Raw genomic sequence first — 16001 nt, 5'->3', positions numbered from 1 at the left:
CGGACGGGATGGTGCGGTGCTGCGCTTCCACCCTACCGTCCGGTAGCAGTCAGCCGCCCGGGAGGAACTCCGGTCGGCGGGCGATCCGCCGGCGGTCCGCCTCCGTGCCGAAGCGGAGGTCGATCGCCCGCGTGGCCTCCGCCCACTCCCGCATGGTCCGCACCGCACCCAGGGCCTCCCGTACGAACGGGTCGTGCCAGCGGGCGACGGCCCGCCGCCACAGCTCCGCCGGATCGTCCGTCAGGACGTTCCCGACGGTTCCCTCGTAGGCCGCCATCGCCCGCACCGCGCCGTCCGGTTCGATCTGGAGCACCGGCAGGCACACGCCCGCGGCGACCAGGTCGGGGCTCATCCGCAGGGCCAGGTTGTCGGTGCTCGTCACCCGGACGCCCGGCGGCGCGAGCTCCTGGAGCCGCCGCCCGTACTCCGCGCTGCCCAGGAGCCGCACCCGCGCGTCGTCCAGGAGCTCGTGCTCCGCGAAGCCCGGCCGGCTGGCGAGCCCCTCCGGGACGACGGCCCCGAACGACACCTGCCCGAGGCCCGGGAGGCGGGGCGCGACGGCGGTGAGGAACTCCTCGACCTGGTGGGCGTTGCTCCGCATGACCACGTAGTCGACGCCGATCGCCGCGTTCCCCGCTCCGTCGAGCAGCCCCAGGGCGGCCACCGCGCGGTCGAAGGAGCCGCGCCGGCCGCGGATCCGGTCGTGGACGGCGGCCGTGGCCCCGTCGAGACTCACGCTCACCGTCGAGAAGGCGCGCGCGGCGGCCCCGGCGGACGCCCGGTCGAGCGTCCAGCCGCTGGTGAACAGCGACACCGACACCCCGGCCGCCGTGAACCGCTCCGCGACCGCGAACAGTTCCGGCACGAGCAGCGGCTCGCCCCCGGCCAGGCACACCCCCCGCGCCCCGAGGGCCAGGATCGCGTCGGCGGCGCGCAGCATGTCCGCACCGGAGAGGCGCCGGGCCGGGCGCCGCCCGGACTCGGAGTAGCAGTGCGTGCACCGCAGCGGACAGGCGTACGTGATGTCCCACAGGACTTCCAGCGGGTGGTCGGGGATCTCCACGGCGGCTCCTTCAGCGCGGTGCGGGTTCGTGGTCGCCGTCCGGGGCCAGGACCACCCACAGGCGGCGCCGCTCGGGCTCCTCCTCGACGCCGGGGGCCGGTTCGGCGAGGGCCAGGCGCGGGAAGCGGGCGAGCAGGGTGCCGAAGGCGATCCGCAGCTCGGCGCGGGCGAGCGCCGAGCCCAGGCAGTGCTTGTGCCCGAGGCCGAAGGCCAGGTGGGCACGGGGCGTCCGGTCGGGGTCGAAGCGGTCCGGGTCCTCGAAGCGGTCCGGGTCCCGGTTGACGGCCGCGAGCGCGCAGTGCACCCCGCCGCCCCCGGCCAGCGCGGCACCGTCCACCTCGGTGGGAGCCCCGGCGTAGCGGGACGCGAGCGTCGTCGGGGTGACGTGCCGCAGCAGCTCCTCGACGGTGGCGTCGAGCCGGCCCGGGTCGGCGACGAGCCGCTCCCAGTGCTCCCGCTGCCGCAGCAGCAGCTCCAGGCCGTCGGTGATCAGCCGGGTGACCGGTCGGTGGCCCGCGACGAGGAGGAACCGGACGGCGGCGAGGGCGTCCTCCCGCAGCAGTTCGGCGTCCTCGCCGCCCTGCCGGAGCATCGCGCTGATCAGATCGTCCCCGGGCGACTCGGCCCGTGCCCCGACCAGCCCCTTCAGATAGCGGGACAGGGCGTGTCCCGCGCTCTCCGTGACGGTGCTCGCCCCGCCGTACTCCGCGATCCAGCCGTACAGGTAGTCGCGGACGTACCCCCGCTCCGCCCGGGGGATCCCCAGGAGTTCGCAGAGCACCGCGACCGGGAACGGGCGGGAGAACACCCGCACCAGGTCGACGGCCTCGCCCGGCGGCACGGCCGCGAGCAGCAGATCGGCCTCCCGCCGGACGCGCGGGACGAGCGCCGCGACCCGGCGGTGGGTCAGGTGGCGGGAGACCGTGCGGCGCAGCCGGCGGTGCTCCTCGGTCGGCAGGAAGAACAACTGCTCCTCGTCACAGGCCTCTTCGTCCGCGCCGGTGCGCATCGACACGGCGAGCGGGTGCTCGCCGCGCAGGGCCGGCTCGACCAGGACGGCGGCGGCCACCTCGTACCGGGTGACCATCAGGCCGTCCTCGCGGCCGCCGAGACTCACCTCCACCGTGCCGCGCTCGCGCAGCCGCGTCAGGGCCGCGTGGTCCCTGAGCATCTCCGCGCCGATCACGGGCGGCCGGGCGGATCCGGCGTACGGGCATTCCATCGGTCGGTCCTCCTTCCAGGTTCAGGGGGTGGGTTCGAGGAACTGGGTGGCCGCCAGCCCGGCGTAGAGCGGATCGCCGGCGAGGAGTTCGGCGTGCGTGCCGACGGCCCGTACGACACCTCCGTCGAGCACGACGATCCGGTCCGCCATCGCGACCGTGGACAGCCGGTGCGCCACGATCAGGACGGTCGTCGTCCGCGACACGTCGGCGACGGTGTCCCGCAGCGCGGCCTCGTTCACCGCGTCCAGCTGCGACGTCGCCTCGTCCAGGAGCAGCAGCCGGGGGCGGCGGAGCAGCGCGCGGGCGATCGCCACCCGCTGCCGCTGCCCTCCGGAGAGCCGGGTGCCGCGGTGCCCCACCGGCGTGTCCAGGCCCTCCGGCAGGCGCGCCACCAGCTCGTCGAGGCGGGCCGTGCGCAGGACCCGGTCCAGCTCGGGACCGCTCGCGCCGGGCCGGCCGAGCAGCAGGTTCTCCCGCAGGGAACCGGACACGACGGGCGCGTCCTGCTCCACGTAACCGATCAGGGAGCGCAGTTCCCGAAGGTCCCAGCTGTCCAGACGGCGCCCGTCGAGGAGGATGCTGCCGGCCGAGACCTCGTGGAAGCGCTCCAGGAGCGAGAAGAGGGTGGTCTTGCCCGCCCCGGACGGGCCGACGAACGCCGTCGTGCCCCGGGACGGCACGGAGAAGCTCACCCCCCGGTGCACGGGCGGCAGTCCGGGACCGTACCGGAAGTGCACGTCCCGGAACTCCAGCGAGGCCGGTACGGGGGAGTCGGCCGGTTCCGGACCCGCGGACCGGCCCGTCGGCTCGGCGCGCAGCGCCTCCGTCTCCCGGATGCGGTTCACCGCGGCCGTCCCCAGGTGGTACTGGCTGACACCGCCGACGAGTTGCTGCACGGCGGGCACCAGGTAGAACACGTACATCAGGAAGGCGATGAGCCGGCCGACGTCCAGGGCGCCGGACGCGACCCGGCTGCCGCCGATCGCGAGGACGGTGAAGAAGGCGGTCTGCACGGCGAGTTCGGCGGTGTTGCCGGCGAGCGCCAGCCACTTCGCCGCCCGCACCCCGGCCCGCCAGGAGGATTCGGCCGCCTCGTGGACGGCGGCCTCGGCCCGGTCCTCCGCTCCGGAGGCCTTCACCGTGCGCAGCGCGCCGAGCGCCCGCTCCAGGGCCGCCCCGACCAGGCCCACCGACTCCTGGGCGGCGGTCCCGGCCTCGTTGACGCGCACCATGACCGTGCGCACCACCCAGCCCGCGAGGAGCAGCACGCCGAGCGTCACGCCGGTGAGCACCGGGTCGAGCAGACCCATCAGCACCGTGGTCACGACGAGGGTGAGCGCCCCCATGGCGGTGCCGACGAGGGCGTCGGTGGTGACCTGTCGCAGGAGCGCCGTGTCGGAGGTGACCCGGGCGATCAGGTCGCCGGGCTCGGTCCGGTCGAACTCGCCGATCCGCAGCCGCAGGAGGTGCGAGGACAGGCGCCGCCGCGCGGTGAGGACGACCGTCTCGGCGGCCCGGCGCAGCACGTACTGCGCGACCGGGCCCGCCAGCGCGGTGACGGCGACGAGGACCCCCATCGCGAACAGCACGCCGCCGAGGGGCCGGTCGTGGGTCAGGCCGTCGATGAGCCGCTCGGCCACGAGCGGGATCGCCAGTCCGGCGGCGGTGGTCACCAGGCTCAGCAGACCGCCGAGGGCGAGCGCCGGCCAGGAGGGGCGGATGTGGTCGAGCAGGACGCGCCGGACGGAGGTCGTGGGCCGCTCGGGCGGGCCGTCGGGGCGGTGGGGCGGTGTCTTCACGGGATTCCTCGAAGCGGGTCGGGGACGCCGGTGCCGGGACTCTGCCGGGGCGTCGGCGCCGGGCCCCGTCGGGACCGCCGATGCCGGTGCCCTGTCGGAGTCGTCGATGCCGGCGTCCGCGGGGATCGCCGGTGCCGGGGCCGCCGTGGAAGCGGCCCCGGCACCGGACCCGTCAGCAGGTGCCCTTGTAGGAGGTCACCCAGCTGTTGCACGGGTGCGCGGACTCGGCCTCGCCGAGCGACTGCAGCTGGAGAACGCAGGCCATCTCTCTCACCTCCCTCCGTGGTCCGGAAGCGGCTCCCCGGTCGCGGGCGCCCGCAGATCGAGGAAGGGGACGATCGACGCGTTCCGTTCGAACGCGACGCCGAGGGCGACCAGTACGCCCGCCGAACCGCTGTCCAGGTCCATGGACAGGCGCAGGAGCTGGTTGCCGGGGAAGGCCGGGAGGCCTTCGTGGGAGACGGCGTGCCAGGACAGCCGCCGGACGTGTTCGCGCACGTGCGGCCGGTCCTCGGGCACGTCGAGAAGACCGAGGGTGGCGATGATGCCGGCCCGCCCCATGAACAGCGCCGGATGGCGGACGAACGGCGCCCGGCAGGCGTGCCGCACCCCGGCGACGACCCGCGCGAACTCGGCGGCATCGGGGTCCGGGGCGTCACCGAGGCGCGCGAGGTACCGGGCGAGGACCAGCGCGAGACCGCCGCTGCCGGGCCCCAGGTAGGCCAGGTGCCGGTTGCCGTACAGGAGCCGGAAGCCCCCGTCCGGGAGGAACTGTCCCCGGTCCGTCTCGCGGCGCAGCGCCGTCCGCGCCAGGCCGAGGTGGCGCGGGTCGCCGGTGAGCTCGTGGAGCCGCAGGAAGAAGTACGCCACTCCCGTCAGTCCGTGTTCGAGCCCCACCCGCCCCTGCGGAGGGAACATCAAGGAGCCGTTCTCGCGTCTCAGTTCCGCGGCGAGCCTCTCGCCGATGCCGAGGGCCTCCGCGCGCAGCTCCCTGTCGCCGGTGAGCTCGGCGAACCCGAGCAGGCTCAGCCCGGCGCCCGCGAGACCCGAGTGGAGGCCGGGCGCCCGCAGCCCCGCGTGGAGCGCGCGGGCCCGGTCCAGCACCTCCAGGGCCTCGGCGCGGCGTCCGAGCGCGTCGAGCGCCGCCGCCACGCCGTGCAGGCCGTCCATCAGGCCGGGACGCGGGTCCCTCACCCGCCGCACGGCCGCCGCCAGCCACTCCCCGTACTCCTCCGGTACGGCGGCGCCCGCCTGGTGCAGCGCCCACAGCACCCCGGCGGCTCCGGAGGCGACGCCGATGCCGCCCGTGCCGAACTGCTGGGGGTCGCCCGGGAAGAGCCGGTCCGTGCGGTCCGGGGTCGCGCTCGCCCGGATGCCGGCGACGAGCGCGTCCCGGACGGCGGGCCAGTCCTCGGGAGCCCTGGCGAACAGCCGGGCCGCGGTGTCCTCGCCGAAGGGCTCACGGCCCTCGCCCAGTTTGCGGACGAGACGGGCGCCGAAGCCCTCGGGCACCGGGAAGTGCGCGGTGATGACGTCGGTGAGGGTGGCGTACTTGACGGGGTCGCGCTCCTGGAGCGGGTTGATCGGGAGGAACATCCACTGGCGCAGACAGTTCAGGGCGTACGCGTCGGCCTCCCGCCCGGACACCCCCTCGGGCGCGGTGAAACCGGGCGCGCCGAGCGCCGGCGGCTTCGGGTCGTCGAGGTCGCCGGCGATCTCGAAGTCGATCAGGGCCACCCGCCCGTCGGGCCGCAGGATGACGTTCGCCGGATGCAGGTCGGCGAAGCGCACCCCGCGCGCGTGGACGGCCGTCAGGGCCCGGTCCACCTTCGCCAGGACGCCGGTCGCCCACTCGGTGTACTCGGCGAGCCACTCGGCCGAGGGCTCGGGGCTCCCCAGCGGATAGCGGGAGAACACCTCCTCCATGAGCGTCTGGCCCTCGACGTACTCCTCCACGAGGAAGTGGTGCTCCCAGACGACCAGGTGGTCGAGGACCCGGGGCACGCAGTCGAGGCCGTCGAGGCGTTCCAGGACCTCCCGCTGCCGGGCCAGCCGGGCGACGGCGTCGGCGCCGTCGCGGTCGAGGCCCGCGTGCGGCCGGGCCTCCACGAGGACGACGTAGCCGCCCCCGTCCCGGGCCCGGGCCAGGTAGACCCCGCCGCCGTTGGAGAAGTGCAGCGGCTTCTCGATCAGGTACGGGAACTCCCCGCCGCCCGCCGTGCGGCGCCCGACCGACTCCCGCAGCACCTCCGGGACCGTCACCCACTCCGGGACCGTGAAGACCGGGTCGCGCCGGTCCGGCACCAGCGAGCCGTCCGGCGCCCGCACGGCGTACACGAGCTCGCCGCCGGGCGCCGTGTACGTCAGCGGCACGAACGCGCCGTACCGGACGTACACGGGGGAGTCCTCGTACCGGACGTCACTGAGGACGTACGGGCCGGTGAAGCCCTTCAGGAGCGCCGCGAGCTCCGGCAGCAGCCCGCCGAGGACGGCGTCGTCCGCCGGGTACAGGGTGAGCAGCTTGCCGCTGCCGCCGCGGTCGGCGTACTTGCTGTTCATGAGGCGCAGCGCGGCCCCGCTGCGGAGGAACTTGAAGGTGACGCCCCGGGCGAGACAGAACGCGGAGACCAGGTCGCAGACGGCGTCCGCGTCGGCGTCCGTGGCGGACACGTGGATCTTCCAGCCCTGCTCGGGCAGCCGCCCGTCCTCGGGCTCGAGGACCGTCCACAGGCCGTTGGCGCGGCGGCGCCAGCCGGGCGGGCAGGGCCGTCTCCCGGCCCCGAACAGGCTGTCCTCGTCCCGCATGTGCCACGGCGGTTCGAAGAAGGCCGGATCGGCCTGACAGTAGGCCATCAGCTCCGGAATCGTGGTGGCTTCCATGCGGACGTCTCCCGTGCGAGAAGGGTGGAGGAAAGGGCCGGACGCGGGGCGCTACGCGCGGCGCTCGGGCCCGAGGAGGACCGGCAGCGCCAGCAGGTACCGCACCCGGCTCCTGCGGTAGTGCAACTCCCGTGTGCCGGGGGCCAGGTCCAGGCCGGGGAACCGACGGGCCAGGGTGCCGAGCGCCGTGCGGACCACCGCCCGGGCGAAGCCGGCGCCGGGGCACGCGTGCCGCCCGTGGCCGAAGGAGGCGTGGGGGCACGGGGCGCGCCCCAGGTCGGGCCCCCGGGCCGCTCCCGCCGACGGCACGACGGCCGGGTCGTGCGGGACCACGGCCGGGTCGTGGTTCGCGGCCGTCAGGGAGGCCAGGACGCGGTGGCCCGCAGGGATCCGGACGCCGGCCGTGTCGACCGGGGCGACGGCGCGCCGCGCGAACCCCACCGGGTACGGCGTGACGTGGCGCAGCAGTTCCTCGGTGGCCGGCCCGGCGACCGCGTCCGGGTCCCCGGTGAGCAGCCGCCACTGGTCGCGATGGGCGAGGAGCGCGGCGACGCCGTTCCCGAGGAGCGTCGTCGTCGGCCGGGCCCCCGAGACGAGCAGCAGCCGGGCCGCCGCGACCACGTCCTCGTCGCGGCCGGCCTCGGACATCCTGCCGAGGAGGTCGTCGGCGGGCCGCTTCCGCCGCTCCGCGACGAGACCGCCCAGGTAGGCGTCGACGTCCTCGTGCGCGGCGGGCGGCGGCGTCGGGACCCGCCGGACCAGCCAGTCGGCGAGGTACGGCCGGTCCGGTTCCGGCACGCCCAGGAGTTCGCAGAGCGCGGCCACGGGCAGCGGGACCGCGAACGCGGCCACCAGGTCGACCTCCCGGTCCCGGGGCAGCGCGTCCAGGAACCCGTCGGCGACCCGGCGCAGCCGGGGCAGGAGCGAGTCGACCCACTCGTCGGTGAGGTGCCGGTCGACGAGTCCGCGCAGCCGGCCGTGCTCCTCGGCGTCGACCGTGACCGTGTCGGCGCCGCCGGGGTGGACGGCCGCCAGCCCGGGCGGCTGCGGCCGGTAACCGGCCGTCGTCGCCGTGTCCCCCCGGAGGCCCGGATCGGACAGGACCGCCCGTGCGGCCTCGTGCCCCGTGACGACCCAGGTCGGTACGGTGCCGGGCGAGGCGAGCCGGTGGACCGGCCCGGCCGCCGCGAAGCGGCGCATGACCGCGGGCTCGTGCAGATCCGCCGGGGAGAGCGCCCGGTTCCCCACGGGGCACCCCTCCTCGGCCGGTCCCGTCCGCAGGTCCAGGAGGAACCGCTCGACGGCCGGCCCGGACCCGTCGTCCGGGCCCGGCAGCACCAGGACCGGACAGGCGAGGCCCGGAGGCGGGACGTCCGCCACCGGCGCCTCCGGGGCGATCGCCACCACGGCGACGACCCGCTCCGGATGCCGGTCCGCCAGCTCGAACACCGCGCCACAGGCCCGGCCCTCCGCCGCGAGGACCATCCGGTCCGGGCTCTCCGGCGCCCCCAGGAAGCCGGTGAGCCGGGCGGTCCAGTCACCCTCCCCGCCCCCCGTGGGCGGGGTGAGCGTCCGGACCCGCAGACCGCCCCGTACCGCGAGCGCCTCCAGACCGGCCGCACCCGTACACCCTTCGCGGAGGAGCACGAGCTCCCCGGACACCCCCGACGCCGGCACGGCGCTCATGTCGCACTCCCCCCGAAGCACTTCCGACGGCCGGCGGGCTTCCGACCGTGGTGCCCGCCTGCCGCATAGCCTCCGCCGCCGGGGGGAACGGCGACAGAGTGGACACCTACTCAAACCCCGGCGGACACCTACTCAACGGACAAGCGACACAAGGACGGAGAAGGGGGTGGGGACGCCGATGACGGACGACGGAAGACCCCTGCCCTCCACCGGACGACCCCTGCCCTCCACCGAGCGGCCTCTTCCTTCTACCGAGCGACCCCTGCCCTCCACCGAGCGGCCCCTTCCTTCTGGTGAGCAGACTCCGCCCCTCCCCGGGCAGCCCCTGCCCTTCACCGGGCGCCACGTCGAACTCGAGCGCCTGCGCGGCGGACTGCGCAGACCGGGCTGCCGGGGCGTCGTCGTCACGGGGGAGGGGGGCGTAGGGAAGAGCAGGCTCGTCGTCGAGTTCGCCGACGAGGCCGCCGCACACCACCGGACCGTGCGGCTCCCCGTGAGCGAGGCCGCCGCGCACGTCCCCCTCGCGGCCTTCGCCCCCCACCTCACCGGCCCCGCGCTCCCCGGTGAACTCGGGCGTCACTTCCAGGAGTTACGGAACCTCCTCACCGCCCCGGCGGGCCGGCCCCGCACCCTGCTCCTGGTGGACGACATCCACCACCTGGACGACTCCTCCCTCACCCTGCTCTCCGCGCTCGCCACCGACGCGGCCACCGCCCCGGCACCCGGCTTCTTCCTGGTCGCCACCCTGCCCCGGGGCGCGGACTGGCCCGAGGCGCTGCGCGCGCTCTGGCACCAGGACGCCGTGGAACACCTCCGCGTCGGCCCCTTCGACCGGGCCACCACCGCACGCCTCCTCGCCGACACGCTCGGCGCGCCCGTCACAGCCCCCGCCGTCCGGGCCCTGTGGGAGGCGGGCCGGGGCAACGCCCTGTGGACCCGGGAGATCCTGCGCGCCGCCGTCCGGGAAGGCACCCTGCGGCCCGTGGACGACGTGTGGTGCCTCACAGGACCGCTGGACGACACCCTGCTCGACGCCCCCGCCGAGGGGCGTTTCCGCCGGCTCCCGGAGGACCGGCGGACCCTGCTGCGGCTGCTCGCCCTGTGCGGCCCGCTCGGACTCGCCGACGCCCTGGCGCGGGTGACGCCCGAGGCCCTCGCCGCGCTGGAGGAGGAGGACCTCGTCGTCGTCACCGAGGACGACCGGCGCAGCCGGGTCCAGTTGGCCCACCCCTGGCACGCCCTGCTCCTCCGCCGGGGCACGCCCCGCCTCCTCGCCCGCGCCCTCCTGCTGGAACAGGCCGGGCGCGTACGGGAGTACGGGGCGCGGCGACGCGGCGACGCGCTCTCCCTCGCCCGCTGGGAGCTCGACGCCACCGGCACGGCCGACCCCGACCTGCTCGTCCGCGCGGCCGGGCACGCCCTGGACGACGGCGACGTCGACACCATGTGCCGCCTCGCCCGGGCCGCCCTGGCGCGGGGCCCCCACGTCGTGGCCGGGCTGCTGCTCGGCGAAGGGCTCGGCCAGCGCGGCGAGTTCACCGAGAGCATCCCGGTCCTGGAACGGGCCTTCGCCGAGGCCCGCACGCCGGGCGAGGTCGAGTCCGCCGCCGCGGCGCTCTCCCAGCACCACCTGTACGGCCTCGGAGATGCCCCCGCCGCGCTCGGGGTGCTGGACCGGGCCGCCGGCCGGATCGGGGCCCGGCCCGTGCTCACGGCCTGCCGGGCCGGCCTCCTGAGCGCCGCCGGCCGCAACGACGAGGCGGCCGGCGTCCTGGCCCTGGCCGAGGGCGCCGACCCGAAACCCGGCGGCGACGGCGGCGCGTGGACCCAGGCGGACGTGCTGCTGTTGCAGGCGCACCTGCGGGTGCGGCTCGCCGCCGGACGCGTCGACGAGGCAGTACGGACCGGCCGGCACGCCTACGCCGTCCAGAGCGGGCTCGCCGACCGGTGGACCGCCTACTACCCGGCCCGCAGCCTGTACCTCGTGGCGGCCGCCCTCCTGGAGTCGGGCCGCCTCGACGAGGCGGAACGCACCGCCCTCGAAGGACAGGAGGCGATGCGGGACGCGGTCCCGGCGCTCACCGTCTGGTTCGCCTGGGTCCGAGGCCGCATCGCCCTCGAACGCGGCCTCGTCACCGACGCCCTGGCCCACTTCCGCGAGTCCCGCGCCCTCGCCCGCCTCTGCGGCCAGCCCTTCGCCGAGCAGCGCGCCCTCGCGGGCCTGGTCCTCGCCGCGGCCCAGACGGGTCGTGTCGCCCCGGAGGCGGAGGCACTGCCGCCGGCCCCGGCGCTCGTGCCTCCCCACGCGTCGGAGGCGGTCGGGCCGAGGCCTCCCCACGTGCCCGGCGCGGACGGACCGGGGCCGGTCCCCCCGCCGTACAGCCCGCTCTGTCAGGTCGACACGCTCCGCGCCCACGGCTGGGTCCGGCTGCTGCGGGGAGCGGACGGGCCCGCGCGGGAGCTGATGGTCGGTGCCGCCCGTGCGGCGCTCGCCCGTGGCGAGGCGACCGTCGCCACGGCGCTGCTCCACGACGTCCTGCGCTGGGGGCCGCGGGGCTCCCGCGCGGGGGCCGGTGCCGTCGCGGCGGAGCTGGCGGCGGCGACCGCGCTCGTCCAGGGCTCGCTCGCGGAGGTCCGGGCCGCCCACGCCGCGGCGGTGGCCCCGGCGGACGGGCCCGATCCGGCGGCCCTGGAAGCCGTCGCCGAGCGGATGGGCGCACTCGGGCTGCACCTGTACGCGGCCGAGGCGTTCGGGGAGGCGGCCGGGGCGTGGCGGCGCCGGGACCGCGCGGCGAGCGCCGCGAGGGCCGCCGCACGGGCCCTCGCGCTGCGCGGCCGGTGCCAGGAGGCGGCCACCCCGGCGCTCGCGGGGGCCGCGGCGGCGGTGCCGCTCAGCGCCCGGGAGCGGGACATCGCGCTGATGGCGGCGCGGGGCAGCACGAGCCGGGAGATCGCCGAGACGTACGTCCTGTCCGTACGGACCGTGGAGAACCACCTCGGCAGGATCTACCGCAAGCTCGGCGTCAGCGGCCGGGCGGACCTGGCGGACGTCCTCCTCGCCTGACCGAACCGGGACCCGCCGGGACCCGCCGGGACCCGCCGGGACCCGCCGGGAACCGGACCGGGACCGGTCCGGGGCCCGACCGGACGGGGCTCGGCCGTGGCAGGACCGGGAGCCCGGCCGGACGGGGGCCCGGCCGGACCGGGACCGGGCGGCACCCGACGGGAACCGGTCCGGAGCCTGCCCGGGCCTGCCCGGTGGCGTGCCGCCCGCACGGCGGCGGCGTCGGGCCCGGGCGCCGCTTCCGTACGGCCGCCGTCAGGCCCGGCGCCGCCGGTCAGGCCAGGACGCCGCTGCCGTGCGGGGCGTACAGGTCGAGGAGGCGGACCCGGGTCACATGGAGGCGGTGGGCGAGGATCGACCCCACCCAGAAGACGACCGCCGCGCCGAACTCCGTGTCCGAGTGGCACATCGACCGCACGGCCGGGGCGTCGAACTCGTACGCCCGGACCGGCGTCATCGCCTCGGCCCCCGACTGGCACAGGTACGGCGGGAACAGCCAGGAGAGCCCGACCAGCTCGCCGTGGCGCAGGGTCTCGATCACGGGCGACCCCCGGCCCGGCACCTTCGCGTCGAGGGTCACCGCGCCCGTCTTCACGATCCAGAACCGGTCGGCGTGCTGCTGCTCCTCGAACAGGCGGTGACCGGATTCGAAGTACACGTCCTCGGCGAAGGCCATCAGGCGCTCCCGGTGCTCCTGGGGCAACGTGCTGACCTTGGGCGCGGCTCTGCTCATGGCGGTCCCTCCTCGCACACTCGGCTCCCCACCCCCAGTGTGGGCCCGGCCGTCGCCCCGCGCAGGTCCCGGGCCGCCCGGCGGGACCGCCGCGGGGCCGGGGCTCCGCGGCGTGCCGGTGCGCTCACCCTCCGTACGCCCGTCGCCCGGAGTGCGCCGGGCGGGTGGAGGGCGGAGCATGAACGTGGGAGGGAGCGGCAAGCGGGGGCGCGACCCAGGAGGGTGCCATGCCCGTCCCGGACGGCGGCGACGCGCTCGTCGTACTGCGCGGGGTCGACAAGCACTTCGGTCCCCTGCACGTCCTCCAGTCCATCGACCTCACGATCCACCGCGGCGAGGTCGTCGTCGTCATCGGGCCGTCCGGCTCGGGGAAGTCGACGCTGTGCCGGGCGATCAACCGCCTGGAGACCATCGACGCGGGCGAGATCGTCGTCGACGGGCGGCCGCTGCCCGCCGAGGGGCGCGAACTGGCGGCCCTGCGGGCCGACGTGGGCATGGTCTTCCAGTCCTTCAACCTCTTCGCCCACAAGACCGTGCTCGACAACGTGACCCTCGGTCAGATCAAGGTCCGCAAGAAGGACCGGAAGAAGGCCGAGGAGAGGGCCCGCTCCCTCCTCGACCGGGTCGGCGTCGCCTCGCAGGCCGACAAGTACCCGGCGCAGCTCTCCGGGGGACAGCAGCAGCGCGTGGCGATCGCCCGCGCCCTCGCCATGGATCCGAAGGTGATGCTCTTCGACGAGCCGACCTCCGCGCTCGACCCGGAAATGATCAACGAGGTCCTGGAGGTCATGCGGCAACTGGCGCAGGACGGCATGACGATGGTGGTCGTCACCCACGAGATGGGCTTCGCCCGCTCCGCCGCCAACCGCGTGGTCTTCATGGCCGACGGCCGGGTCGTCGAGGAGACGACCCCGGACGAGTTCTTCGGCAACCCGCGCAGCGACCGCGCCAAGGACTTCCTCTCCAAGATCCTGCACCACTGACCCGCCCGGGAGCCCGTGTCCCTCCACGATCCTCCGCACCGCACCGCACCGCACCGCACCGCACCGCGCCGCGCCGCGGCCGCCGCCCGGTCGGTCGCCCGATCAGCAGCCCCCAGGGGTGATCCTCATGAACCCGCTCAGGACCAGCAGGGCCGTCGTGGCGGCCGCCGCGACCGTCGTCCTCTCCGTCACCTCGGCAGGATTCGCGAACGCCGCGGCAGGCGGCGCGCCCCGAGACAACGGCGACGGCGACAAGATCACCGTCGGCATCAAGTTCGACCAGCCCGGCATCGGCCTGAAGACCCCCGACGGCACCTACACCGGCTTCGACGTGGACGTGGCGACCTACGTCGCCAAGCAGCTCGGCCACAAGCCGTCCGACATCGAGTGGAAGGAGGCCAAGAGCGCCGACCGCGAGACGCTGCTCCAGCGCGGCGACGTGGACTTCATCGCGGCCTCGTACTCGATCAACGACAAGCGGCTGGAGAAGGTCGATTTCGCGGGTCCCTACCTCCTCGCCCACCAGGACGTCCTGATCCGGGCGGACGACGATTCGATCAAGAAGCCGTCCGACCTGAACAACAAGAAGCTCTGCTCGGTCACCGGCTCGACCTCCGCGCAGAACGTCAAGGACAAGATCGCCCCCAACGCCCAACTCCAGGAGTACGGCGGCTACTCCGAGTGCCTGACCGGACTGGAGAACGGGGTCATCGACGCCGTCACCACCGACGACTCGATCCTCGCCGGCTACGCCTCGCAGCCCGAGTTCAAGGGCAAGTTCAAGCTGGGCGGCTTCAAGATGAGCAACGAGAACTACGGCATCGGCGTCCAGAAGGGCAGCGACCTCAAGGCCAAGATCAACACGGCCCTGGAGAAGATGGTCGCCGACGGCTCCTGGGAGGCGGCGGTCAAGAAGAACTTCGGCCCCGCCGGCTACCACAACGAGCCCGCCCCGAAGATCGGCGTCATCGTCCAGTGAGCAGGCCGTCGTGTTCGACTTCCTCCAGGGGTACGACCTGCTCGGAGCCTTCTGGGTGACGGTGCAGCTCACCGTCTACTCCGCGATCGGCTCCCTCGTCTGGGGGACGCTGCTGGCCGCGATGCGCGTCAGCCCCGTCCCCCTCATGCGGGGATTCGGCACCGTCTACGTCAACATAGTCCGCAACATCCCCCTCACCGTCATCATCGTCTTCACCTCGCTCGGCCTCTTCCAGACCCTCGGCGTCACCATGGGCGCCGACCGGTTCACCACCATCAACTTCCGCCTCGCCGTCCTCGGCCTCACCGCCTACACCAGCGCGTTCGTCTGCGAGGCCCTCCGCTCCGGCATCAACACCGTCCCCCTCGGACAGGTCGAGGCCGCCCGCGCCATCGGACTGAACTTCCCCCAGGTCCTGCGCCTGATCGTGCTCCCGCAGGCCTTCCGCTCCGTCGTCGGCCCGCTCGCCAACGTCCTCATCGCCCTCACCAAGAACACCACCGTGGCCGCCGCCATCGGCGTCGCCGAAGCGGCCCTGCTGATGCGCGAGATGATCGAGAACGAGGCCCAGCTGATCCTCATCTCCGCGATCTTCGCCGTCGGCTTCCTCTGCCTCACCCTGCCCACCGGCCTCTTCCTCGGCTGGGTGGCCAAGAAGGTGGCGGTGAAGCGGTGAAGGACAAGCCCACCGTCCTCTACGACGTCCCCGGCCCGCGCGCCCGCCGGCGCAACGTCCTGTGGAGCGTGCTGTTCCTGATCGCGCTCGCCGCCGTGGTGTGGTGGGTCGTGACGAGCCTCGCCGACAAGAACCAGCTCGAATGGTCCAAGTGGGCGCCCTTCTTCACCGACGCCCGCGTCTGGGAGACGTACATCCTGCCCGCCCTGAAGAACACCGTGATCGCCGCCGCGCTCTCCATGGTCATCGCCCTGCCCCTGGGCGCGCTCCTCGGCATCCTCCGGCTCTCCGACCACCGGTCCGTCCGCGCCGCGGCCGGCACCGTCGTCGAGTTCTTCCGGGCCATCCCCGTCCTGATCCTGATGCTCTTCGCGAACGCCGCCTACTCCGAGTTCACCGACATCAGCCCGGACACCCGCCCCCTGTACGCCGTCGTCACCGGCCTCGTCCTCTACAACGCCTCCGTCCTCGCCGAGGTCGTCCGCGCCGGCATCCTCGCCCTGCCCACCGGCCAGACCGACGCCGCCAAGGCCATCGGCATGCGCAAGGGCCAGATCATGGCCCACGTCCTCCTGCCGCAGTCCGTCACCGCCATGCTGCCCGCCCTGGTCAGCCAGCTCGTCGTCATCGTCAAGGACACCGCCCTCGGCGGTGCGATGCTCGGCTTCTCCGAACTCCTCGCCTCCGTCCGCCCGATGAGCGCCAACTACGGCGCCAACACGATCGCCTGCTTCACCGTCGTCGCCGTGATCTTCATCGCCCTCAACTTCGCCCTCACCACCTTCGCCTCCTGGCTCGAACGCCGGCTGCGCCGCGGCAAGAGGTCCACCGGCGCGGTCGTCGGGGCCGAGGCGGTGGAGGAACTGGCCACACCGGGAGAGCGCCCGGAGGCACGCTGAGCCCCCGGACACGCGC

Annotated in this window: 11 protein-coding genes; 5 read left to right on the top strand and 6 right to left on the bottom strand. The window is 74.9% G+C overall.

Annotation, left to right across the window (positions count from 1 at the left end):
- Positions 1-49: 49 nt before the first annotated feature.
- The 5 genes from ACIGW4_RS02695 to ACIGW4_RS02675 all read right to left on the bottom strand — a co-directional run bounded on the left by ACIGW4_RS02695 (position 50) and on the right by ACIGW4_RS02675 (position 8651).
- Entirely contained in the window at positions 50-1063 is a 1014-nt protein-coding gene (locus ACIGW4_RS02695) for a radical SAM protein (RefSeq protein WP_359591198.1), read from the bottom strand.
- 10 nt (positions 1064-1073) lie between these two features.
- Complete coding sequence (locus tag ACIGW4_RS02690; RefSeq protein ID WP_399578019.1) at positions 1074-2285, bottom strand: cytochrome P450; 1212 nt, start codon at positions 2283-2285, stop codon at positions 1074-1076.
- Between the two features lie 21 nt (positions 2286-2306).
- A complete protein-coding gene (locus ACIGW4_RS02685) occupies positions 2307-4085 on the bottom strand; it encodes an ABC transporter ATP-binding protein (protein ID WP_399578018.1) in 1779 nt (592 codons plus the stop codon).
- Positions 4086-4355: 270 nt separating this feature from the next.
- The gene (lanKC, locus tag ACIGW4_RS02680) at positions 4356-6965 is read right to left on the bottom strand and encodes a class III lanthionine synthetase LanKC (RefSeq protein ID WP_399578016.1); all 2610 of its coding nucleotides are present in this window, start codon (positions 6963-6965) and stop codon (positions 4356-4358) included.
- A 51-nt stretch (positions 6966-7016) separates the two neighbouring features.
- Entirely contained in the window at positions 7017-8651 is a 1635-nt protein-coding gene (locus tag ACIGW4_RS02675; protein ID WP_359591194.1) for a cytochrome P450, read from the bottom strand.
- 178 nt (positions 8652-8829) lie between these two features.
- On the opposite strand from ACIGW4_RS02675, the gene ACIGW4_RS02670 reads away from it, so the two are divergent.
- The gene (locus ACIGW4_RS02670) at positions 8830-11715 is read left to right on the top strand and encodes a LuxR C-terminal-related transcriptional regulator (protein WP_399578014.1); all 2886 of its coding nucleotides are present in this window, start codon (positions 8830-8832) and stop codon (positions 11713-11715) included.
- A gap of 274 nt (positions 11716-11989) precedes the next feature.
- On the opposite strand, the gene ACIGW4_RS02665 is transcribed toward ACIGW4_RS02670, so the two are convergent.
- On the bottom strand, positions 11990-12448 hold the full coding sequence (locus ACIGW4_RS02665; RefSeq protein WP_359591192.1) for a cyclic nucleotide-binding domain-containing protein: 459 nt from the start codon (positions 12446-12448) through the stop codon (positions 11990-11992).
- 227 nt (positions 12449-12675) lie between these two features.
- Between ACIGW4_RS02665 and ACIGW4_RS02660 the strand changes: the two genes are divergently transcribed.
- The 4 genes from ACIGW4_RS02660 (at position 12676) to ACIGW4_RS02645 (ending at position 15985) form a co-directional block, all read left to right on the top strand.
- Positions 12676-13431 carry an amino acid ABC transporter ATP-binding protein gene (locus tag ACIGW4_RS02660; protein WP_399578011.1) on the top strand — a complete coding sequence of 252 codons (756 nt, stop codon included), beginning with the start codon at positions 12676-12678 and terminating at the stop codon, positions 13429-13431.
- A 127-nt stretch (positions 13432-13558) separates the two neighbouring features.
- The gene (locus ACIGW4_RS02655; protein WP_123457656.1) at positions 13559-14410 is read left to right on the top strand and encodes a glutamate ABC transporter substrate-binding protein; all 852 of its coding nucleotides are present in this window, start codon (positions 13559-13561) and stop codon (positions 14408-14410) included.
- A 10-nt stretch (positions 14411-14420) separates the two neighbouring features.
- Entirely contained in the window at positions 14421-15086 is a 666-nt protein-coding gene (locus ACIGW4_RS02650; protein ID WP_123456936.1) for an amino acid ABC transporter permease, read from the top strand.
- Positions 15083-15985: an amino acid ABC transporter permease gene (locus tag ACIGW4_RS02645; protein WP_399578010.1), complete on the top strand. Its 903-nt coding sequence runs from the start codon at positions 15083-15085 to the stop codon at positions 15983-15985. The genes ACIGW4_RS02650 and ACIGW4_RS02645 overlap by 4 nt, the downstream gene beginning before the upstream one ends.
- Positions 15986-16001 lie beyond the last annotated feature (16 nt).

The organism is Streptomyces sp. NPDC053513 (assembly GCF_044544765.1).
Taxonomy (GTDB): domain Bacteria; phylum Actinomycetota; class Actinomycetes; order Streptomycetales; family Streptomycetaceae; genus Streptomyces; species Streptomyces litmocidini.
This window is presented reverse-complemented; position numbering and strand designations above follow the sequence as displayed.